We start from the raw sequence: 22,564 nt of genomic DNA on the forward strand, positions 1-22,564 counted from the left end.
GATGCAGATTTGCATCACCATAGCGCAAACTCGCTGCGTTATTACATCAACCGATCGGGATAGTCTGAAGGCCAGCGTAAAACCTTCTCAGGACCTTCCCATGCACAGCACATCGACTACCCCGCGCAGCGCGATCTGGCTGCCGATCTTCGCCGGCCTCAGCGCCAGCCTGGTGAGCATCGGCCTGGCGCGGTTTGCCTACACGCCGCTGATTCCCTCATTGATCCAGGCGCACTGGTTTTCCGCCAGCGACGTGGTGTACCTCGGCGCCGCCAACCTCGTGGGTTACCTGATCGGTGCGCTGATCGGCCGGCCAGTGGCCAACCGCACGTCGAACAAAACCGCGTTACGCCTGATGATGCTGGCCGTGACCTTGTCGTTTTTCGCCTGCGGTTTTCCATTGTCGGTGAGCTGGTTCTTCGGCTGGCGATTGCTGTCGGGGGTTGCCGGTGGCGCAATCATGGTGTTGGTGGCCGCGACGGTATTGCCCCACGTGCCGGCGTCCCGCCGAGGTCTGGCCAGCGGTGCGATTTTCCTCGGCATCGGCCTGGGCATCGCCGGCTCGGGGACGATTGTGCCGCCGCTGCTGAGCCTTGGCTTGCAGCAAACCTGGTTTGGCCTGGGGCTGCTGTCACTGCTTCTGACAGCCACGAGTTGGTTCGGTTGGCCGAAAGAGGCGCATCATCAAGCCGCTGCGGTGTCGATCGAGAAAACCACCACACCAACCGACCCGGGGGTGTACCTGCTGTTCGCTCAATACGCCTTCATGGCGGCCGGGCTGGTGCCGGCCATGGTGTTTTTGGTGGATTACGTGGCCCGCGGCCTCGGCGCCGGCCCGCACATCGGAGCGCTGATCTGGGTGATGTACGGACTGGGCGCGATCATCGGGCCGGTGAGTTACGGTTTTCTGGCCGATCAACTGGGCGCAAAGCTGAGCATCCGCCTGGTGCTGGTGGTGCAGGCGATTGCCGTTGGCCTGCTGTCGATTTCCAGTTCGTTTACGGCGCTGGCCGTGCTGGCCGTGATCCTCGGTTCGTTCCCGCCGGGCATCGTTCCACTGGCGCTGGCGCGGGTGCATGAACTGCTGCCGAACCATCACCAGCAGCAGATTGCCTGGAGCCGTGCGACGGTTTCATTCGCCACCTTCCAGGCGATTGCCGGGTTTGCGTATTCGGCGCTGTTCAATGCCAGCGGTGGTCAGCATGGGTTGTTGTTTGTGATTGCGGCGGGCGCGATTGTGGTTGCACTGTTGCTGGAACAGGCCATGCGTTTGCTGAACAGCCCCACTGTAGGAGTGAGCCTGCTCGCGAAGACGTAGGCAGATCCTGCAGCAATGTGACTGACACACCGCTTCGCGAGCAGGCTCGCTCCTACAGGGGGTCGGTGGTTTGGACTGAATTATTGGTTCACTGATGCGATCCCATTTACAGACGACTTTCTCGACAGGACTCCAACATGACTTTGCCGCAAACCATGACCCTGATTGAAATCACCGAGCCCGGCGGCCCCGAGGTGTTGAAGCCGCGCCAGGAACCGGTGCCCACGGTCGGCGCAGGCGAAGTGCTGATCCGTGTGCACGCCGCCGGGGTCAACCGTCCCGATGTGATTCAACGCGCCGGCAAGTACCCGATGAAACCCGGCATGAGCCCGATTCCCGGGCTGGAAGTGGCCGGTGAAGTGGTGGCCGTAGGCACCGGCGTCAGCGAATTCATCGTCGGCGACAACGTCTGTGCGCTGACCAATGGCGGTGGCTATGCGCAATATTGCGTTGCACCGGCCAGCCAGACGCTGCCCATTCCTGATGGCATGGATTGGGTGCACGCAGCGGCCGTCCCGGAAACCTTCTTCACGGTGTGGGCCAACCTGTTCGACATGGGCGGCGCCAGCAAAGGCCAGCGCGCGTTGATTCACGGCGGCACCAGCGGCATCGGCACCACGGCGCTGATGCTCTGCCGCGAATTCGGCGTCAAGGCCTTCGCCACGGCGGGCAGTGAGGAGAAGTGCGCGGCGATCCGCAAGCTGGGTGCCGAAGCGATCAACTACCGCGACCAGGATTTCGTCCAGGTCATCGCGGAAAAAACCGCTGGCAAAGGCGTCAACGTGATCCTCGACATCATGGGCGGTTCGTACCTGAATCAGAACATCGCGGCACTGGGCATGGAGGGTCGCCTGGTGATGCTCGGCTTCCTCGGCGGTGCCCGCGCCAACGACGTCGACCTGATGGCGATCATGGGCAAGCGCGCGACGATCACCGGCTCGCTGATGCGCTCGCGCACCCGTGAAGAAAAAGCCTCGATCGCCGAACAGCTGCGCGAGTACGTGTGGCCGGTACTGGCTGCCGGGCGTTGCCTGCCGATGATCGACAAGGTTTACCCGTACACCGAGGCCGCGCAGGCCCATGCACGGATGGAAGCCGGCGATCACATTGGCAAGATTGTGTTGCAGGTGGACTGATCAGTAACCCTCGCCAGCCGCCAATGCGCCGCCGATGATCGCGATGCCCGAGCTGGTGCCCAGTCGCGTAGCGCCGGCTTCGATCATCGCCAGGGCGGTCGGGTAATCGCGCACGCCACCAGAGGCCTTGACGCCGATGTCGGGGCCGACGGTGCGACGCATCAGCGCAACGTCTTCCACGGTGGCGCCGCTGCGGCTGAAACCGGTCGAAGTCTTGACGAACGCGACCTTCAGTTCACGACAAATCTCGCAAGCCTTCACCTTTTCGGCATCGGTGAGCAGGCAGTTTTCCAGGATGACTTTCAGCGGCACCTTGCCGCACGCCTGCAACACCTGGGCGATGTCGTCGCGCACCTGATCAAACAAGCCGTCCTTTAACCAGCCTATGTTCAACACCATGTCGACTTCCCCGGCCCCGGCGGCAATCGCCCGCTCGGCTTCGAAGGCCTTGGTGTCGCTCAGGCCGGCGCCCAGCGGGAAGCCGACCACCGCGCAGATATTCACGCGCTGCCCTTCAAGGCACTGAGCCGCATGAGGGACTTGACCCGAATTCACGCACACCGAATAGAAGCCGTGTTCGGCAGCTTCGCGGCACAACGCAGCGATTTGCTCGCGGGAAGCATCAGGCGCCAGCAAGGTATGATCGATGTACTGCGCCAGCGCTTGGGGTTCGAGGTGTGCCATCGCAAAAACTCCTGTTTGTATATTCAAATGCCCCTGCGCCACAATCGAGGGTGATTCGCGCAAAAACGTTACAAAACTCACAAATAATGTTACTTAAATAACATCAACAATCAACCCCGGAATGCCTGTGGACAGTAAAAAAGCCGAGCGTCTCAAGCTGATTCAACAAGCCCTGCAAGACCAGAGCGCCATTCATCTGCGCGAGATGGCGGCATTGCTGGACGTGTCCGAGATGACCCTGCGCCGCGACCTCAGCAAGTACACCGACCACCTGCGCCTGCTCGGTGGCTACATCACCAGAATCCACGATGGCAACGAACCCGGCGATTACCGCGTGGCCGAACAGGACACCCGCCACGTCGAAGAAAAACGCCGCATCGGCAAACTCGCCGCCGGGTTTATCCAGCCGGGCGACACGGTGTTCTTCGACTGCGGCACCACCACGCCTTTCGTGATCGATTTCATTCCCGACGAGCTCGAGTTCACCGCGGTGTGCAACTCCCTGAACGTGCTGACCAAACTGTCGCAAAAGCCCAACTGCCACATCGTGGTGTGCGGCGGCACGTTCCATCGCAAGAACCAGGTGTTCGAGAACACCCGCGAAACCGGCATCCTCGACAGCGTGCGCCTGACCTGGGCCTTCGTGTCGGCCGCCGGCATCAGCCAGGACTTCGGCGTGACCTGCTTCAATTTCAATGAAGTGGAGGTCAAGCAGAAGGTCCTGCGCCAGGCGCAACAGCGGCTGCTGCTGGCTGACCACAGCAAGTTCGACACGGTGCGTACCGCGCATTTCGCCAACCTCGGGGATTTCCAGTTCGTGGTCAGCGACAAGAAAATCCCCAAGGCCTACCGCGACGCCATCACCGCCAGCGGCGCGCAGTTGATCATCTGATCAAGGCCTGTTGTTCCGCTGCACTCAGGTAACCGGTGGTGACGCAAAAATCCGCCGTCGCCCCTGCCGCCAGCGAACGCACATGGCCCTTGGCGGACTCGGCGCGATAGCCTTCCGGCTCGCAAGTGGACGGCAGCACAAACGCTGCCACTTGCTGATCGGGGTTGTGCAGGATCCAGCGCGCGGCGTGGTCGAATTGGTCTGGACGGTAGCGGGTGTAGAACGCCGCACCGTCGGGATGGCTCAGCAGAAAATGCGCATGACCGCTGTCGTCCGCCCGCACGCCGTCGAAGAAAAACACGATCTCAGGGTCGTAGAGCCTCGGCTGATCCAGGCAGGTGAACTGCTCCGGGTCTTTGGCCAGCACCTGCATGTATTCAGTCCAGGCCGGCGTCGGTTTGACGTGGGCCGGCACGCTGCTGCGCAAGCGCACGCGCTCGACCCCCAAGGGCTCGATGAAGCGGGCGCCGTCGACATAGGCGTAATTCATGTGCGCCATGTACATCAGGTCCATCGGCTTGCCCGCCAGATTGGTCACCTGCATGGCGATGTCGAACAGCCCGGAATCAGCGCGCAAGGTCACGCTGGGCGTGGCCAGGTATCGGTCTCCAAACCCTTGCGCATATTCGTACTCGCCGCTGAGTCGCAGGAAACCGCCAGCGCTGTCTTCACCGACCTCCAGCCAGGCACGATCCATCGCAGCGCAAGGCATTTCGCCGTGCAACGGATGATCGTCCTCGGGGCTCGGGCAACCGTTGCGCAACAGGCCACTGTGAAACATGAAACAGCCGTAAGTGCCGATCACCGTCGGGCTCGGTCGGGGCTGGCTGAACAGGTTGCTCATGGTCAGGTCGCAACCGTCGAACACGGCGGACCAGATCATCTGCCCCAGATACGGCAACACCACCAGACGGCCGCGTCTGTTGGCCAACTCCAGCGCCAGCACGCCACTGGGGTAGACCCAGGCGCTGGCCGAGAACGCCTCCGACTCCAGCAAAGTTTTGCGCGCCTCGCCGAACTGCGACGGTTGCAGATTGATCCACGTGTTCATGAAGTCACCACCGCACCCACCGGCGCCCGTTCGCTGTCGGAATGACGCAGGCAACGCACCGCGTACATCACGATCACGATGAAGCACAACAACGGCACGCTGTACGCCAGTTGCATGTTGCCGCCGCTGTAATCGGACAGCAGGCCCTGGAAGATCGGGATCACCCCGCCACCGACAATGCTCATCACCAGCAGCGAACCGCCGACGCCGGTGTCTTCGCCCAGGCCGTCAATGGTCAAGCCGTAGATGGTCGGCCAGCAGGGACCGAGGAATACGCTGACGCCAACGGCGGCGTACACCGCCGTGATGTTCGGCACCAGAATCGTATAAGCCAGCAACACGATGCACAGCACGCCGTACGCCGCCAACACCTTGGCCGGGTGCAGTTTGCGCATCAGCACGTTGGCGATCAGTTTGCCGACAAAATAGGCGGCGAAGGTGGTCAGCAAAAACCACGACGCGCTGCGTTCGTTCATGCCGCCCAACTGCATCGCCAGGCGAATGGTGAAACTCCAGACACCGACCTGGGCGCCGACATACAGAAACTGCGCCAGCACGCCAAAGGTGAAGCGCTTGTTGCGCCACAGTCGCGACAGGCTCTGGCCGAGACTGGCGGATTTCTTGCTGGTCACCTGATTGCCCTTGCACTTCGGAAACCGGGTGATGGCGATCAGGATGAACATCAGCACCAGCACCGCGATCATCCATTTGTACGGCAGCAAGGTGGACTGGATCATTTGCAGTTGCTGGACCGCCGCGTCCGAAGCGCTCATTTGCGTGAGCTGCTCGCGGGTGGCGTCGGTGTCCTTGAACATCACGAAGCTGCCGACGTAGACCCCGGCCATCGCGCCGAACGGATGGAAGGTCTGGGAAATATTCAGGCGACGGGTGCCGGTTTCACGCGGGCCCATCAGCGTCGAATAGGTGTTGCATGCCGTTTCGAGAAACGACAGCCCCGCCGCGATCACAAACAGCGCCAGCAGGAACATGCCGTACTTGGCGGTCGACGCCGCCGGGAAGAACAGCAGGCAACCGAACATGTAGAGCATCAGGCCAATGAGGATGGTGGTCTTGTAACTGAAACGGCGGACCACCAGCGCGGCCGGGATCGCCACGAAGAAATAGCCCAGGTAAAACGCCGATTGCACGAACGCGGTCTGGAAATCGCTGAGCAGAAAGGCCTTCTTGAAATGCGCGATGAGCACGTCGTTCATGCTCGCGGCGGCCGCCCACAGCGCGAAGATGCTGCACAGCAAAATGAAGGCGAACCAGGGCGTGCGGTTCAGGTAGAAACCATCGGCCGTCTGTTGGAGCGGAGGCTTTGTCATTGTTGTTCTCCGTGGTGAGTGTTGAGGGGTGAATCAGCTCGATTTCAAGCGCCGAGCTGGCGCTGGAATTCAGCGAATGCAGTGGCGTCCGGGTAGGAGGTCTGGGTGCCCAGGCCGGTGACCGAGCAGGCGGAATACGCCACGGCCTGGGTCATGGCGGCGCGGATGTCGCGGTCGCGGCTCCAGTGATGAATGAAGCAACCGATGAAGGCATCCCCTGCGCCGGTGGTGTCGCGCGCGGCAACCGACAGGCCGGGAATCTGGAACTCGCCTTCCTCGCCGACGTACAGCGCGCCTTGCTGGCCGAGGGTCACGATGACGTGGCGAATGCCGTCGGCGACCAAGGTCTGGGCGGCTTTATGGGCCGACGCCGGGGAGTCCACGACCTGGCCGGTGATCAGCGCCAGCTCGGATTCGTTGGGCACCAGGAAATCCAGGTGCGCCAAATGCTCACGGCTCAGGCCGGACAAGGCTGGCGCCGGGTTGAGCAAGACTGGAATGTTGTGCGCGCGGCCGAATTCGATGGCGTGGTAAACGGTGTCGACATTGATTTCGAGCTGCAGAACGATCAGCGAGCACTCGCGCAACGCCTGGGCCGCCCCGTCGATATCCGCCGGGACCAGATGCGCGTTGGCGCCTTTGACGATGAGGATGCTGTTGTGCGAGTCGGCCTGGACGAAGATCGGCGCCACACCGCTGGACACGCCGGGCACGCGCTGCACGTAACGGGTGTCGATGCCAAAACGCTGGAAATTGGCCAGGGTGTTATCGGCAAACATGTCATCGCCGACCTTGGTGAGCATCAGCACATCCGCCCCGAGCTTCGCCGCGGCAACCGCCTGATTGGCGCCCTTGCCGCCGCACCCGAGGGCAAACCCCGGCGCTTCGAGCGTCTCACCCTGGGCCGGCATGCGGTCGATGTAGGTGATCAGATCCACCATATTGCTGCCGATGACTGCGATCTTGCTCATTGCTATCCCACCTTGATCCGGCTTGCCAGACTGACGCTGGACGTTGTTGTTTTGTTATTTAAATAACATTTTGTGTGATTATTCAATCTTTTTGTTGAGTGGGGTTTGAGGCAAAGACGAATGGCTTTGCGAGATGCGTGGGCAGAAGGGACGCCATCGCGAGCAGGCTCGCTCCCACATTGGAATGCGCTCCCCTGCAGGAGTGAGCCTGCTCGCGATGGGGCCCTAAGCATCACCGACTGATCCGTGCCCTTCATACGACTGTCGAATTTATCCCCACCTCCCCCACGCATCTGTTAAAACCCGAACTTTCCTTTTCACCCTCAGGCCGCCTGCATGTTTTCAAACCTGATGAGCCGCATAAGCCGCCGCTGGCTGCACTGGCTGTGCATGGCCACGCTGGTCGTCGGCTTGCCCGTCGGGTGCGGCGCACTTAAATACAAAGAGCGTGAGCTGTTGTTCCGCATCGAGCCGGGCACCGCCGGCTGGTATCGCGGTTTGCCAACAGACGTCCAGGAATTCGATATCAAGCCTGCCAGCTTCAAGGCCGGGCAAAACCTGCATGCCTGGTGGTGGCCGGCCGCGCGTCGCGATGCACCGTCGATCCTGTATTTGCATGGCGTGCGCTGGAACCTGACGGGCCAGGCGTTCCGCATCGAGCAGTTGCGGGCGATGGGTTATTCGGTTCTGGCCATCGACTACCGCGGCTTCGGCCAGAGCAAGGGGGACCTGCCGTCGGAAGCCAGTGTCTACGAGGACGCCCGCGTCGCCTGGGAGCGCTTCAAGACGATGCAACCGGACGCCAACAAGCGCCTGATCTATGGCCATTCACTGGGCGGCGCGGTGGCCATCGACCTCGCGGCAGACCTGGCGGCGCAGGCGAAAAAAAAACGCAACCCGATACCGGTGCGCGGTCTGGTGATCGAGTCCACGTTCACCTCGCTAGGCGATGCCGTGGCGCAAGTGGCCGACAGCAACCTGCCGGTGAAATGGTTGCCGGTGCGCTGGCTGCTGTCGCAGAAATTCGATTCCATCGACAAGATCGTCGACATCGACATGCCGCTCCTGGTGGTGCATGGCCTGGCCGACCCGTTCATGCCCTCGCGGTTCAGCCAGCAGCTGTTCAACGCCGCCAGCGAACCCAAGCGTCTGCTGTTGATCCCCGGCGGCACGCACAACAACAGCATGAGCCGGGGTGGCAGCCAATACCGCCAGGCACTCGAAGGTCTGATGAAAGCAAAACCACCGCAGATCGCCGGGCCTAGCGGTAACCCTGGGCTTGCAGGTTGAACAACTGCGCATAACGCCCGCCCGCCTCCACCAGACTGCCGTGATCGCCACGCTCAAGGATCGCCCCCTGATCCAGCACGATGATGTGGTCGGCGTTGCGCACGCTGGAAAATCGGTGCGAGATCAGCAGCGTCATGCGGCCTTCGGTGTGCTGGCTGAAATGCTCGAACACCGCCGCTTCCGCTGCCGGGTCGAGTGCCGAGGTCGGCTCGTCCAGAATCAGGATGTCGGCGTTACGGCGCATGTAAGCGCGGGACAAGGCAATCTTCTGCCACTGCCCCCCGGACAACTCCTGGCCACCGGCAAACCAGCGGCCCAGTTGAGTGGCGTAGCCTCGATCCAGCCCCTCGATGAACGGCGCGGCCATGCCTTCGGTGGCCGCTTCCTTCCAGCGTTGCTCATCGTTGAACGCCAACGTATCGCCAACGCCGATGTTCTCGCCGACGGAAAACTGATAGCGGATGTAATCCTGAAAAATCACGCCGATGCGCCGGCGTAGCGCGTCTTCTTCCCAGGCCTGCAAATCGCTGCCGTCGAGCAGAATGCGCCCGTGATTGGGGCGATACAGACGGGTCAGCAACTTGATCAGCGTGGTCTTGCCCGAACCGTTCTCCCCCACCAGCGCCAGGCTGCGCCCCGGCACCAGGTGCAAGTCGATGCCTTCAAGGGCCGCGCGGCTCGCCCCCGGATAACGAAAACCAACGTTCTCGAATCGCAAACCATCGCCGGGCACGGCGCCCACCGTGAGATGCCCGGCATCGGCCACCACCGGCTCGGCGAGGTATTCGTAGAGGCTCGACAGGTAAAGTCCATCCTCGTAGAGGCCGCTGATGGCGCTCAAACTGTTGCTCACCGCCGTTTGCCCCTGCTTGAACAGCACCAGGTACATGGTCATCTGCCCGAGGCTGATCTGGCCGTGGACGGTATCGACCACCACCCACGCATAGGCGAGGTAAAACGCCCCCGTGCCGAGCAACCCCAGCACAAATCCCCAGCCATCGCGGCGCAAGGTCAGCCGCCGGTCTTCGGCATACAGGCGAGCAAACGTCTCGCGATAGCGCTTCAATAGCAGCGGCGCGAAGCCGAACAGCTTGACCTCTTTGATGTAGCCCTCGTGGGAGAGCAGCGTCTCGATGTAGTTCTGCTGCCGACTTTCCGGCGCCCGCCGCGTGAACAGCCGGAACGCATCCCCGGAAAAATGCGCCTCGGCGAAAAACACCGGCAACGCACCCACCACCAGCAACACCAGTGCCCAAGGCGAAAAATGCACCAGCAACACGCCGAAGCTGATCAACACGATCAGGTTCTGGACCAGCCCCAACGACTTCATCACCAACGCCAAAGGCCGGGTCGACGCCTCGCGCCGCACCCGCACCAACTTGTCGTAAAACTCGGAATTCTCGAACTGCACCAGCGACAACGTCTGGGCCTTCTCCAGAATCATCGTGTTGACCTTCTGCCCCAACTGCACCCGCAACAACGACTGCTGAACCGACAACGCCCGCTGCGTCCCGGACAACAACGCCAGCACGCCCGCCTCGAACAACACGTAACGCACCACCGGCCACAACGGCGCACTGCCCTGCTGCGCGTGCAATTGCATGGCGAAAACCACTGCGTCAACGATGCGCTGGCCCAGCCACGCGGCCAGCGCCGGAAGGACACCGGCGATCAGGGTCGCCAGCACGAGGCCGAGAAACAGCCCACGAGAAGTGCCCCAGACCAGCAGCAAGGCGCGCCGGGCCTGGTCGAGTAATGAGGTGAAACGGGAAAGTGCCGCAGGCATGGATTGATGAACTCGGCAAAGGAAGTCGCTGAACACTACAAAGACGTCATGGTACTTCAGCCAGAAATCCCACAGGCGAGAAACAACTGTGGCGAGGGAGCTTGCTCCCGCTGGGTCGCGCAGCGGCCCCAAAAAAGGCACCGCTGCACACCCCAACATCAGTTGCCACTCACCCCGACAAACCGCACCTACTTGGGCAGATCAATCTTATCCAACACCCGGTTCGCCATGATCTCCGCCATCATGATGCTGTTGGAAATACCTAACAGCGCATAACGCGACTCACCCTCCAGATGATCCACCAACCCATCACTACTCGTTCATCACCAGGATTATTTGGCGAATATTTTTCGGGTGGGTGGCGAGGATCAGTTGGCTAGGTATTACAGATAACTTGGGATTACTTGATAGCATAAATAGGCCGCTTGTAAAGGCGGCCTCTCAACTGGCGAGGCAACCAAAAACACCTCAGACCTTCTTCGGATAAAACCACTTAATGAACTGCCAATTCACCAATTACTCTTGTGGCTCACATCCCATCATCTCCAACCAGTTTAGAAGGGCGCCACGGACTATGTAATGAAAGGCGTGAAGGTTAATTGGAAGGTCTCCAGCTTTCCATACCCCACCGTAGGAGCTGACAGCCAATGCCGTAGTCCCTACTTCTGAGTATCCCGCTGAACCATTAAATTTCCGAGGTGGGCCGCACATTGGAGCCGGAAATGGAGTACCTCCATGGAGCGCATAAGATCGATACTTATAGACAGCACCAAGCACCTTTTTCATCGGTGAGCGCTCCCATAAAACCTGATCACATAAGTGTGGGCGCAATGGTGGCGGGGATGGTAAAAAAGCCAGAGTGAAATCGATAAATTTTTTAGTGGCACCTAGAGTGTGCTCAATCTCTTCTGCCACAAACCGAGCTAGTGCATCTCCGCCACATTCCATCAACCTTGCAAACAATTCAGGTTTCGAATCGGCTAACCGCTGTGACGCCGATCCGTTTTCTGCTCGCCACTGATTCGCCGCTGTTTCAAGGGCGGAAACAAACATTAGCCAAGCAAGACTCGGTTCTGATTCCACGATCCATAGCGCATCTTGGTAAAACCGAGCAGCGCGAACGAGTGCAATAGATCGCTGCGCATCTAACAATGGCAACGATTCAAGTCGCAGTAGTTCGTCAAGAGAGTGGGTACCTGTTACGTCTGGAAGAATCAGGCGATCCCTGTCTACTGTCAGCGACGGAGTCAGTCTATTGTTCCATTCCATAGGGCGTCCCAACGGATCGCTCGTGAGCGTGCCGAAAATACGACTCATCCCGCCTGCTTTGACCCTTGCCCCCAAGCAGAGAGACACTAAAGCAGCGATTTCATCTTGAAGTAAACCACCATGATAGAGCGAGTTATCGGTCTCAGAAAAATCGGGAACAGTTGAATAAAGATGTTCGTCAACTCGCAACGTGCAGGAGTGCTGCACTAGCCCAGGTTCATTCCTAGCCGGGATGGTATTCAAAAAAGCATACGGCCAATCCTCGCGGTGGATTTGACCGGTTAGGTGAGCATCCCCATAAAGAGGAAATTCTGCAATAGAATGTCTAGGATGGCCGGAGTTCTTCAACCTCCAGTTTTGGACGGCAGGCACTGCTGCAGGAGCGGAAGGAGTCGGCTGCAATTCGGCTACAGTGGTCATATCAATTCCGTTCGGTTATTGGGGTGTTTAGGCGAACCATTGGATTCAGACAAATAAGGCGTGGCACTCAGCATCACGAGTAGATTTTCTATGCTTAAATCAAAGTGACAAACAGAGATCTGATAGCAGTGTCCGACATGTCTGTATCATCTGAAGCTTGACTGCCGGAGGTGTATCGCTCCTCGTCATCTTCTGATCCTTCCTGTTCTAAATACGATCTATAATTACGCATATTCATTTGAAGTGACGAATCGAATGCGACATCGTATAACTTTAGAAGCTTGATCAAATCGTATTCAAATATATCAAGCTCATCAACCGAGGATTGCTCCCATAATCTGTCGGAAAATCCACTAAGGAAGTCTCCCAACGCGGCACTAGCAGCTTTTTTTGCAAGTATGGGGTTCTCCCCATAAGTCTCGATTGAGCGTGCAATGGCTTGGATATCGTCGAGTGACAATTCATTTCCACATGACGCGAGCATATCTGCTGCCGACTGAGCGAGTGCGTCACTGGACGGAAGACATTGTTGCTGTGCACATGAAAGATCTTGAAATTTCTCTAGAGATTGACGGTAGTATCTCTCTTCGCCAGCATCTATTTCTGCGATTTTTAATAGTTGAAGCACCTGCTCAGTAAAACTTAGTGCTAAATCGTTCACCTCAAAAAAATCACAAATTGACAATCCAATAAAAACAACGCGAACTGTCGAGGTGTTTTTTTCAGCTATCAATCTGCCCAACGCGGTGATCCAGATACTCTGATCTCGCATGTAAAGTCTGCACATCACATTGTGCTTTTTATAAAAGTCCCACGCCTCATTTAACTCATCGAAGGTGCCGGAGGCCTGTACCACGAGTGGAAGCAACTGATCCTCAACTATCACATTACTCAAAAAGTCCTGGACGCCAGGATTGCTGAAATGCACATACTCATCCCAATGAGAGGTAATAGAACCTTCAAGTAATTTTAAGGCCAGTCGGAATCTCGCTATTATAGTTGACTCAGGAGTAGAGCCTCCCATAACTATTACAATCCGTTTAAATGATTGAAACAGATTTTCGGTTGACACCCACAATCCACTGAAGAAAAGTGACAACATAACGGTCCGCGAATCCTCGGTCAGATGTGAACGGTATGGTGTCTCCCATAGCTCTGCTGGATTATCAAGAACTCGTAAAACAACATCATTAACGGGAAGATTTTGTAGCGCCAAGTAATCCGCAGTCGTAAGTAGGTCGATCAATCGAGGACTAAAATTCGGATGATCAATCATTCGCAGATAAAAGTCTTCACTCAGCAATGAGTGTTTTTCCTCTTTACTCAGATCCGAAAAATAAATGTGATTATATACAATCTGGGCGCGAATACTCCTAGTGTACGTACCAACATTCAGTATTAACTCGCTAGCAATTACTTTTTCTGATGCCAGTCTCGCCGACTGTTGTTGAGCCTGTGAAAGCAAGTAGCGACGCGTGGTCAATACGAACCGTAAGTTTTTATTGCTTCGCACCCGATCTAAAAAAATAGGCAGTCTCTGATCCACATTTCGTATCGTGTCGTTTGTTAGGCTGATCTGCCCTAGAAAATCATCCAAAAAAATCAGGCGTTTTTCGTCAGGAGTGCAAACCTCCATCGCTTCCTTCAGATCATCAACGACAAAGACGCGCCAACCTTGATCCAGATGAAGCCAGGTCAAGACTCGCGCCAATGTAGTTTTACCGACCCCGGGTTCACCCGCAATAATCAAAGCTCCACGACTTTCGAGGATGGCTTCAGCCTGCTCAACGCTTCGATTTTGAACGAATCTTGGAACAAGGTTTTTGATCAATTCTAGTTCAGCATCGGTGCGGTTATAAACCCCGCTATGGACAATGCGTTCGAGTGTCGCTGTATGTGTAAGCCAAAGCTTGAAGTGCTGTCGAAGCACCTTAGGATTGCGCTCAAGCAGGTTGTTGATGTCCTCGCGTCCGAGCACATCGTCGCGCGTAAGTGGCGCATTCGGCATTGCTGCGATCAATTTGTCTTTTAAAGCAGGGGTAAGGCCCGCAGACGTTGCGAGGATGTATCGGTCAGGCTTTAATCGAGCGACCTTTTCATCCTCCTTTGCTGCTGCGCGTACTAACGCCTTCGGTGGCGTATCAACGTAGTGTTTGACCTGGATGACTGTTGTTTTTCCAGCCTTGGCAAAACGGAAATCCACTCCACCATCCTTCCCCGGCCCGAAGCTTTCAATTCGAAGCTTGATCTCTTCCTGAAGCAGATCGCGAACGAGATTCTCAAAGTCGAACGGGGAAAGCTGTCTGAAATCGTGCATGGCGAAAAAATGACCAAGATGTCGAAAAGACTATAAGAGTAAGTCGCCCCCGACTTTATGGACACCCTGAAATATTTTTTCGGGACCAAATTTCCCAGAGTTCAGAAATTGGCATATTCCTTAACCAGCATTCTACGAATCCCAATGCCAAAACCTGCTACGCCCCTTAGACTGTCTACCCACTAAAAGCCTCAGGTTCCATCAATGAATCAAAGCAACCCGCGTCAGGTTCTAGACCAATGGTATGAACGAACATCCGTCGTCGCAGTGGGGCACTATCGTGCGGCGCTCAGGTATTCCAGATTGCATTTTGGGATGGCATTACCCACTGTGGGGCTCTCAGCAATTGTCGGTACGGCGGTGTTTGCTACGCTTCAACAGCAATCCAGTTTCTGGTTACAGCTCGCCGTCGGGGCCATGAGCGTGTTAGCCGCCATCCTCACTGCATTGCAATCGACGCTTCGTTACCAGGAGCTGGCTGAAAAGCACCGGGGCGCAGGGGCCAAGTACAATGCCATTGGTAGAGAAATTGAGCTTTTGCGTGCATACCCTGAGATAGATGCCGAAAAGGTCGAGGACCTCAGGGCTCGCATTGACTCTCTAGCCTTTGAGTCACCGCACATACCTCAAGCAGTGCATGAGCATATGCAGGCTGAAAAAGTAAACCAGTGGGGCGAGTCTGGCTCGAACTCGAAAGTTTAAGTTGGCGTCCTATTCGGGTTCCACGGAGCCGTGCTCCGCGTACGCCTGTGATTAATTGATCGGGAAATTCTCGAATGACAGATCGCCCGCGTTCATTTCACTAAGCCGGATGCCGTCAAAATCTTCATGACGATCAATCAGGCTATGTAAGTCCGCGTAAATACCTTCTGCCTCCTTATCATCGAGAATCAAATCCACGGCGCTACAGACACGTCCAAACGCTTCGCCACGCAGGGCTATTGCAACGGTATAGTGATAGGTCGCCAGTCGGCGGCGTTCCTTCTCCCAGTACATCAGCAACTGCTCACCGACTCCCGCTGACTCCGCGAACACTTCGCTAATGCTGACCAGATTAGAAAGATCGTCGGAAAAACTGTGGACCGAATCGCACAACGGCGCGTAAAAAGCATAATAGTTATTTTCCCAGCCAAGTGCGGCAAACAAGCCCTTGCCTCCGGGATAACGCTCTACGTCCGGCCAACGTCTATCAAAGTCCGCCAGCATCCTTTCGCCATTCGCCTGCCGTGCTTGCGCAGCTGGATTCTGCAAACCCTGTTCGGATAAGTAGGCGGCCCAACTCTTGCCATTGCTTTCGGTCAGCTTTTTACTGCTTCTGAGCAACGACCGCGCATTGTCCCCGCTGTCCATACCCACGTAGAGCATATTGGCGGACTGCTCCATGATGACTCGGCTCAATGCCTCCAAGGTGGAGAACGCATTGATCGGTAGACACCCACATCCTTGTTTGCACAGTTCTCGCAGCACATTTAAATAGTATTGAATGATCACACGCTGCGGTTCGTCCTTGATCCGTGAAAGCAATTCCTCTCTATTTCGCCCGACGAGGTCGTCAAAACGCTGGTTGATGTGGGTAATGGATGCGGCGTCCTGTTTTAGATCAATCATCCGCAAGCCTGTCTCCCTGGTTTTGAGGTATGAGTTGCCCCCACACTAACCGTCACGCTACCGTCGGCCAACCTTAAAAAGATCATCGGAGATTTCACGAATTTTTTTCAAGCGGTCCCCCGTCCTAGAACGCGTGCTCTGAGGCACTTCGTGCGAGTTCGTGAAGCTACCCCCACTAACGCCATTACATACAAACACAACAGAATTGGCCTGCTGACGCCCCAAGTTCCCATCGATACATTGTGTCCCGTCACCACCCGCAGTGACCGAGCGGAGCAGCTTTCAGCACATTGGGTTACACGTGCCTCTTTGACGCGAACTGGCAGCTCCATGCCTGATGGTTGGTGGTTGGTGGTTGGTGGTTGGTGGTTGGTGGTCACTTTGTACCCCGGTTGCCCTCGGGCAACCGGAATTGTAAATCTCCCCCCACACCGGCTCCTTTTACCGGCGTACAGTGACCATCTTTTTTCAAGCCCGCACGACTCCATGCAAAGAACCGACGCAACGTTCAGCGTCGTACCCATCCGCCGGTAACTGACCCGGCATCGCCTACCCAAACCTCAATTCAAAAAACACCACGTCACCGCGCACGCCTTGCGAGATTCAAGCGGGCGGCGGGTGTGTCCGAGCTGCAACACACCAGGAAAAACGTAGGTCACTTCTTCAGATTTTGGGAAGCGTACACGCGTTAAACAACGCGTGTTTAAAGTCACCCAATGTTACGTCCCGAAGGCTACAAATCCTTGCGCCATTACCTACGGTTAAGACAGAATCCGCCGGCTTGTGAGCCTTGCCCCTGGCCTCTATTGTTTCCCTACCACTGCCTATCAGTGGTCGGGTTTAGTAGCCCAGTATCTAGCAAGGTGCATAAGCACCTATCAATCAGGTATTCATTTACCTGCACTTGATGGTGGCTGTGCGCAGGGCGCTCTCGGGCGCGCCGGATTGCTAGGTCCCCGGTCTACTAACCTGCGAACAGCCGCCACCCTTATGTTTAGTAGCAAGAGGGTTGCGGCTTCACTAAAGGACTTAGCTTATGTTCAAAGTTACACCGAATCCGCCGGACACCGATCCGGCATCCCCGTACGAGTCTGTCGACTCAAAAAAACTCAACGAGGCGGCCGAGCGCGCCCTCGATTTCTATCTCAATCCGGCAGCGCTCATGAACAACACTCCACGCAAACCCAGCACTATTTTTATGATCGCGCCTGACATCGACCATGAAACCTTGCTGGTTCAGACGTGTGAGAATTTGGCATCGGCCAGTGTCATGGCTGGCGACGTGGCGGCGTTAGTAGAAGGCCCTCACCGCCATACCCTGTTAGCGCTTCAGCAGGTCATTATGCTGGGAGAACTGGCGGCGAACCGAATGCTGGACAACTTTGTTCCACCTAAGTAATCACTCTTCCCCTTAGCGAGGACTTGTTCCTCGCTAAGGGGAAGCGAAGACCTGTTGTCCGCCACCTGACTCAACATTTCAACTTTCGAAAGCCTCTCCCACTCCCCTCTGAAACCGCGCCCGATACCGCCCCGGACTCTCCCCCGTCCACTTCTTGAACGCCCGATGAAACGCACTCGGTTCCTGAAACCCCAGCTGCTCAGCAATATCACTAATACTCGCCCGGCTCTCACGCAACTGCTCAAACGCCACCCCACGCCGCACTTCATCCTTGATCTCCTGATACGAACAGCCTTCCCGCTCCAGTTTGCGGCGGAAGGTGCTGGGGCTCAGGTGTTGTTCGAGGGCGAACGCCTGTAAGGTCGGCCATTGGCTGTAATGGCTGTTGCGCAGGCGCTGATGGACTTGTGATGCCAGGCCATGCTGGTTGCGGAAGCGGATCACCAGCCATTGCGGTGCCGTGCGCAGGAACACTTTCAGTGAAGCCAGGTCCTGGACCACCGGCAGGCGCAGGTAGTGGCTGGCGAATTCGATTTCGGTGCGTTCGGCGCCGAAGGTCAGGTTGGGGCCCCAGAGCAGTCGGTCGTCGCTGAGGGAGACGCGCTCGTGGCGAAAATCGGCGCGGTCGATCGGGATGCGCCGCCCGCCCAGCCAGCACAGCAGGCTGATCATCAACACCAGGAACGTCTCTTCACCGAAACGGCTGGCGTCTTCGTTTTGCGCGTGGCTGTCCAGGCTGATGATGGCGCGTTTGCCGCGCACGGTCAGGGTGCCGCGAAAGTCGCGCAGGAACAGCGCGAAGTTGGCCAGGCACTGGCGCATGGCTTTGTGCAGGTCGGGTTCCTGGATCAAGGCGCGGCAGATCAGCGCGAAGCTGCCGGGGGGCATGCCGTGGGAGTCGAGTCGGAAGAACTCATCGTTCAATTCGCGGATCTGAATCAGCCATAGCGCAGCAAACGCGCTCGCCGGCACGCGGGCGGTCGGCTGCTCGATCAATGCCGGGTCGATGCCCGCCTCTTCCAGCGCAGCTCGCGAACGCTGCGGATTGTCCCCCTGCCCATGGATCATCGCCTGCACGAAGTAGGCCGCCACTGAGTCCTTTTCCCGCATTTGAACGCTTCTCTCCCCATCGCCCGACTGGCAAAAAACACCAGCACCGTTGAACAGTTGCGGCATAGGACAACCGCCCTGCCGGTTCTAGACTCGCGGCCAATAGTACGCCTTCGGCCGTTACGTCGGCCAAGGTATCGCAGGGTTTGATCGGAAGGACGGAACATGAATCTGCAAAACATCGGCGTGATCGGCGCGGGCATCATGGGCAACGGCATTGCGCAAGTCTGCGCAGTGGCCGGCTTCAACGTGACCTTGATCGACATCTCCGAGAGCGCGCTGCAAAAAGCCCTGGCCACCGTTGGCAAAAACCTCGACCGGCAGATTGCCAAGGAAACCCTGACCGAAGCGCAAAAGCTCGACGCCCTCGCCAGGATCCGCACCAGCACCGATTACAGCAGCCTGCACAACGTGCAGCTGGTGATCGAAGCCGCCACCGAAAACCTCGACCTGAAACTGCGCGTGCTGCAACAGATCGTCGCGCAGGTCAGCGCCGAGTGCGTGATTGCCTCCAACACCTCGTCGCTGTCGATTACTCAACTGGCCGCCAGCGTCAGCCAGCCTGAGCGTTTCATCGGCCTGCACTTCTTCAACCCGGTGCCGGTGATGGGCCTGATCGAAGTGATTCGCGGCCTGCAAACCAGCGACGCGACCCACGCCCTGGCGTTGGACATGGCCACCACCCTCGGCAAAACCGCGATCACCGCCGGCAACCGTCCGGGGTTCGTGGTCAACCGGATTCTGGTGCCGATGATCAACGAAGCGATTCTGGTGTTCCAGGAAGGCCTGGCCAGCGCCGACGACATCGACGCCGGCATGCGCCTGGGCTGCAACCAGCCGATCGGTCCGCTGGCGTTGGCCGACCTGATCGGTCTGGACACCGTGCTGGCGATTCTCGAAGCGTTCTACGACGGTTTCAACGACAGCAAATACCGCCCCGCTCCGCTGCTCAAGGAAATGGTCGCCGCCGGCTACCTGGGACGCAAGACAGGACGTGGCTTCCATGCCTATGCCTGAGCGTTGCTCGCGCTTCGCCGAGTACCGGGACATCGTGCTGGAGTTGTTCGCCAGCAAGGGTTTCGGGCAGGTCGGCATGCGTGAGCTGGCAACGTGCCTGGGGCTGTCCCCGGGCTCGTTGTATCACCATTACCCGAGCAAGCAGCACTTGCTGCTCGACCTGATCGAGGAGTTCTACGAAGAACTGCTGTCGACCCTGGGGCGCATCGACCAAAAAGGCTCGGCGAAACGCGACAAACTGCCCAACCTGATCCGCGCGCATTTGAATCTGCACCGGGAAATGCCCTGGCATTTTCGCCTGGCGGAGCGCGACAGTGGCTGCCTGAACGCCGAGCAGCAAGCGCGTGTTCGACAGTTGCGCGAGCAATACGAGCGCACGCTATTGAAGATGCTCGGCGCCCCGTCCCGCCTCGGCGAACAGGGTTTGATCGCCGCCGGACACGCCATCGCCAACTTGCTCAACAGCGCCCCCGGCTGGCTGGCACATCATCCGCTGGAGGAAGCGCAGCGCGATGAGTTGCTGGAAAGCCTGGTGATCGGCGCCGTCGAGCGTCTGCTGCGCCCATCGCCCGCCACGCGTGCGGCGGCCTGAGTGTTCAAGCAATAAGCCTCGCTTCTTCCATAGAAAAAACGTCTAAACAAACCCGGCACGATTCCACGTCTAACGCTTTGCTACTTGGAGTCCATTCAAAGGCCAATGTGGGTCTCCAGACCCACGGTTACCGGGAGCAAAACATGAAAATCAATCCCTACCTCATCTTCAACGGCGACTGCAAAGCCGCCTTCACCTTCTATGAGCAAGCCCTGCCAGGCCAGATCGAAATGATGATGACCTTCGGCGAAAGCCCGGCGCGCGAACACTTCCCCGCCGACTTGCACAACCTGATCATTCATACCCGTCTGGCCGTGGGTGATCAGGCGATCATGGGTTCGGACACCACACCGGATCGCCCCACGGATGACATGAGCGGTTGCTCGGTCTCGCTGAACGTCGACAGCATTGCCGAAGCGCAACGTGTGTTCGACGCGTTATCAGAAGACGGCAAGGTGCAAATGCCACTGGAAGAGACTTTCTGGGCGGCACGCTTCGGGATGCTGGTGGACCGGTTCGGTGTGTCGTGGATGGTGAATTGCGAAAAGGATCAGTGACGAGTTCCAGACATCCAACAGCCCGATCAGGAAAGGTTGGGCTGGCGCAGTAGCGCCTACCCCTTCACGCACACCACCTGACGCAAGGTGTGCAGCACTTCCACCAGTTCGCGCTGGGCGTGCATGACGTGGTCGATGTTTTTGTAGGCCATGGGGATTTCATCGATCACCGATGCATCTTTGCGGCACTCGACGTGGGCGGTGGCGCGGACCTGATCTTCGACGGTGAACAGGCTTTTCGCTTTGGTGCGGCTCATGACGCGGCCGGCGCCGTGGCTGCAGGAACAGAACGATTGCTCGTTGCCGAGCCCGCGAACGATGAAACTTTTCGCGCCCATCGAGCCTGGGATGATCCCCAACTCGCCCTTCTGCGCCGACACCGCGCCCTTGCGGGTGACCAGAATATCCTGGCCAAAGTGCCGTTCTTTCTGCACATAGTTGTGGTGGCAGTTGACCGCTTCCAGAGCGACTTCAAACGGTTTGCTGATCACTTTACGTGTGGCCTGAATCACCGCGTGCATCATCAAGGCCCGGTTCTGTCTGGCGAAATCCTGGGCCCAACCGACGGCTTCGACGTAATCATCAAAATGCCGGCTGCCTTCTTCGAAATAGGCCAGATCACGGTCCGGCAGGTTGGCGAGGTGCTGGCGCATGTCGGCCTGAGCCAGTTGAATGAACAGGTTGCCGATGGCGTTGCCAACCCCGCGTGAACCGCTGTGCAGCATGAACCAGACGCGGTTGGTTTCATCCAGGCACACCTCGATGAAGTGGTTACCGCTGCCCAGCGTGCCCAGGTGCCCGCGATTGTTGGTGTTGGCGAGTTTCGGGTATTTGTCGGTGATCGCCTTGAACCGCGGGTTCAGTGCGGCCCAAGCCTGATCGGCCTGTTTCGGAACGCTATCCCAAGCCCCTTTGTCCCGCACGCCACGCCCGACTGTGCGGCCATGGGGCACGGCTTTTTCGATTGCGCAGCGCAATCCATGCAGGTTATCCGGCAAGTCAGCGGCGGTCAGCGATGTGCGCGCGGCGATCATGCCGCAGCCAATGTCCACACCGACAGCGGCGGGAATGATCGCGCCCACCGTCGGAATCACACTGCCAATGGTCGAGCCTTTGCCCAGGTGCACGTCAGGCATCACCGCCAGGTGTTTGAAGATAAACGGCATCTTTGCGGTGTTGATCAGTTGTTGCCTGGCTTCGTTTTCGACCGGGACGCCTTCGGTCCAGAGCTTGATCGGTTTACCGTTGGCGACTTCCAGCAGTTGGTAGTTAGGTGCTTGCATGTTTTCGAACAAGTGGCGCCTCGGCCCCTTGAGTTCCTTGGTTATTTCCTGGTTTCCAGGATCTTGTCAGCGAGCGCTTTGACCCGCTTGATCGACAGGTTGTGCGTGGGCACCGTCTGATGAAAGAAGCGCCTCTATCTTACGCCCGAATATTCCCCTGAAAACCTCAACGTGATCACAGAACCAGTGGGAGCATGGCTTGCCAGCGAAGAACGATGACACGCAATACCTGAAAAACCGCGGTGCGTGCTTCGCGGGCAAGCCTCGCTCCCACTGGATTTTCGTCGCTCGTGGACTTAACGGCATCCGCCGAGGCCGCAGATATTGAATGTCGAACGCGCTCTTCAGAGCTTGGCGATGGAGACCTCGGTGGATTTGACGAAGGCAATCACCTCGCTGCCCACGCATTTAAACCGTCGCGCTGAAGCCGACAACCCAGCAGCACGACAACCATTCGTCGCCTATGAATACCTGGCGTACAACAGGCGGCCCTCTCTGGCTTAGGGATTGCACAAGCCGGTCTTGGCTGCCCCGGA

Annotated in this window: 19 protein-coding genes and 1 pseudogene; 9 read left to right on the plus strand and 11 right to left on the minus strand. The window is 57.8% G+C overall.

The genetic code is table 11. The features are described 5' to 3' along the window. The first annotated feature begins 100 nt into the window (after positions 1-100). A complete protein-coding gene (locus tag HP062_RS09275) occupies positions 101-1,318 on the plus strand; it encodes a YbfB/YjiJ family MFS transporter (protein WP_172791308.1) in 1,218 nt (405 codons plus the stop codon). A 137-nt stretch (positions 1,319-1,455) separates the two neighbouring features. After that, the gene (locus tag HP062_RS09280) at positions 1,456-2,454 is read left to right on the plus strand and encodes an NAD(P)H-quinone oxidoreductase (RefSeq protein WP_172791309.1); all 999 of its coding nucleotides are present in this window, start codon (positions 1,456-1,458) and stop codon (positions 2,452-2,454) included. Here HP062_RS09280 and deoC read toward each other — a convergent pair whose 3' ends face one another. Further along, positions 2,455-3,138: a deoxyribose-phosphate aldolase gene (deoC, locus tag HP062_RS09285; RefSeq protein WP_145306299.1), complete on the minus strand. Its 684-nt coding sequence runs from the start codon at positions 3,136-3,138 to the stop codon at positions 2,455-2,457. Between the two features lie 127 nt (positions 3,139-3,265). Here deoC and deoR point away from each other — a divergent pair, with 127 nt between their 5' ends. Continuing rightward, positions 3,266-4,030: a DNA-binding transcriptional repressor DeoR gene (deoR, locus tag HP062_RS09290; RefSeq protein ID WP_010455758.1), complete on the plus strand. Its 765-nt coding sequence runs from the start codon at positions 3,266-3,268 to the stop codon at positions 4,028-4,030. Here deoR and HP062_RS09295 read toward each other — a convergent pair. The 3 genes from HP062_RS09295 to rbsK are packed head-to-tail and all read right to left on the minus strand — an operon-like array spanning position 4,023 to position 7,380. After that, complete coding sequence (locus tag HP062_RS09295; RefSeq protein ID WP_172791310.1) at positions 4,023-5,081, minus strand: aldose 1-epimerase family protein; 1,059 nt, start codon at positions 5,079-5,081, stop codon at positions 4,023-4,025. The genes deoR and HP062_RS09295 overlap by 8 nt on opposite strands. Next, positions 5,078-6,409 (minus strand): L-fucose:H+ symporter permease, encoded by a 1,332-nt coding sequence (gene fucP / locus HP062_RS09300; protein ID WP_172791311.1) that lies wholly within the window; start codon positions 6,407-6,409, stop codon positions 5,078-5,080. Before fucP ends, HP062_RS09295 begins: the two co-directional genes overlap by 4 nt. A gap of 44 nt (positions 6,410-6,453) precedes the next feature. Then, positions 6,454-7,380 carry a ribokinase gene (rbsK, locus tag HP062_RS09305; protein WP_172791312.1) on the minus strand — a complete coding sequence of 309 codons (927 nt, stop codon included), beginning with the start codon at positions 7,378-7,380 and terminating at the stop codon, positions 6,454-6,456. 336 nt (positions 7,381-7,716) lie between these two features. On the opposite strand from rbsK, the gene HP062_RS09310 reads away from it, so the two are divergent. Further along, positions 7,717-8,670 carry an alpha/beta hydrolase gene (locus tag HP062_RS09310; protein WP_172791313.1) on the plus strand — a complete coding sequence of 318 codons (954 nt, stop codon included), beginning with the start codon at positions 7,717-7,719 and terminating at the stop codon, positions 8,668-8,670. Here HP062_RS09310 and HP062_RS09315 read toward each other — a convergent pair. The 4 genes and pseudogenes from HP062_RS09315 to HP062_RS09325 form a co-directional block, all read right to left on the minus strand. Beyond that, the gene (locus HP062_RS09315; protein ID WP_172791314.1) at positions 8,642-10,456 is read right to left on the minus strand and encodes an ABC transporter ATP-binding protein; all 1,815 of its coding nucleotides are present in this window, start codon (positions 10,454-10,456) and stop codon (positions 8,642-8,644) included. The two genes, HP062_RS09310 and HP062_RS09315, sit on opposite strands and share 29 nt — an antisense overlap. A 188-nt stretch (positions 10,457-10,644) precedes the next feature. After that, positions 10,645-10,761 (minus strand): annotated as a pseudogene (locus HP062_RS31450) (DUF6124 family protein); the annotation flags it as partial. 211 nt (positions 10,762-10,972) lie between these two features. Next, positions 10,973-12,145, minus strand: coding sequence for a hypothetical protein (locus HP062_RS09320; RefSeq protein WP_172791315.1), 1,173 nt, complete (start codon positions 12,143-12,145; stop codon positions 10,973-10,975). A 94-nt stretch (positions 12,146-12,239) separates the two neighbouring features. Then, positions 12,240-14,462, minus strand: a complete 2,223-nt coding sequence (locus tag HP062_RS09325) for a restriction endonuclease (RefSeq protein ID WP_172791316.1) — start codon at positions 14,460-14,462, stop codon at positions 12,240-12,242. A 204-nt stretch (positions 14,463-14,666) separates the two neighbouring features. Here HP062_RS09325 and HP062_RS09330 point away from each other — a divergent pair, with 204 nt between their 5' ends. Further along, a complete protein-coding gene (locus tag HP062_RS09330) occupies positions 14,667-15,164 on the plus strand; it encodes a DUF4231 domain-containing protein (RefSeq protein ID WP_172791317.1) in 498 nt (165 codons plus the stop codon). Between the two features lie 51 nt (positions 15,165-15,215). On the opposite strand, the gene HP062_RS09335 is transcribed toward HP062_RS09330, so the two are convergent. Further along, positions 15,216-16,070, minus strand: coding sequence for a hypothetical protein (locus HP062_RS09335; RefSeq protein ID WP_172791318.1), 855 nt, complete (start codon positions 16,068-16,070; stop codon positions 15,216-15,218). 1,036 nt (positions 16,071-17,106) lie between these two features. Here HP062_RS09335 and HP062_RS09340 point away from each other — a divergent pair. Beyond that, complete coding sequence (locus HP062_RS09340) at positions 17,107-17,469, plus strand: DUF6124 family protein (protein WP_172791319.1); 363 nt, start codon at positions 17,107-17,109, stop codon at positions 17,467-17,469. A gap of 78 nt (positions 17,470-17,547) precedes the next feature. Here HP062_RS09340 and HP062_RS09345 read toward each other — a convergent pair whose 3' ends face one another. Continuing rightward, positions 17,548-18,579, minus strand: a complete 1,032-nt coding sequence (locus tag HP062_RS09345; protein ID WP_172791320.1) for an AraC family transcriptional regulator — start codon at positions 18,577-18,579, stop codon at positions 17,548-17,550. A gap of 165 nt (positions 18,580-18,744) precedes the next feature. On the opposite strand from HP062_RS09345, the gene HP062_RS09350 reads away from it, so the two are divergent. The 3 genes from HP062_RS09350 to HP062_RS09360 all read left to right on the plus strand — a co-directional run bounded on the left by HP062_RS09350 (position 18,745) and on the right by HP062_RS09360 (position 20,745). Further along, positions 18,745-19,596, plus strand: coding sequence for a 3-hydroxybutyryl-CoA dehydrogenase (locus HP062_RS09350; protein ID WP_172791321.1), 852 nt, complete (start codon positions 18,745-18,747; stop codon positions 19,594-19,596). Then, the gene (locus HP062_RS09355) at positions 19,583-20,188 is read left to right on the plus strand and encodes a TetR/AcrR family transcriptional regulator (RefSeq protein WP_077748131.1); all 606 of its coding nucleotides are present in this window, start codon (positions 19,583-19,585) and stop codon (positions 20,186-20,188) included. The genes HP062_RS09350 and HP062_RS09355 overlap by 14 nt, the downstream gene beginning before the upstream one ends. Before the next feature lie 143 nt (positions 20,189-20,331). Next, complete coding sequence (locus HP062_RS09360) at positions 20,332-20,745, plus strand: VOC family protein (protein ID WP_010455786.1); 414 nt, start codon at positions 20,332-20,334, stop codon at positions 20,743-20,745. Positions 20,746-20,801: 56 nt separating this feature from the next. Here HP062_RS09360 and HP062_RS09365 read toward each other — a convergent pair whose 3' ends face one another. Beyond that, complete coding sequence (locus tag HP062_RS09365; protein ID WP_172791322.1) at positions 20,802-22,028, minus strand: RtcB family protein; 1,227 nt, start codon at positions 22,026-22,028, stop codon at positions 20,802-20,804. Between the last annotated feature and the right edge of the window lie 536 nt (positions 22,029-22,564).

Origin of the sequence: Pseudomonas sp. B14-6 (assembly GCF_013260315.1) — a bacterium.
In the GTDB taxonomy this organism is placed as follows: Bacteria; Pseudomonadota; Gammaproteobacteria; order Pseudomonadales; family Pseudomonadaceae; genus Aquipseudomonas; species Aquipseudomonas mandelii.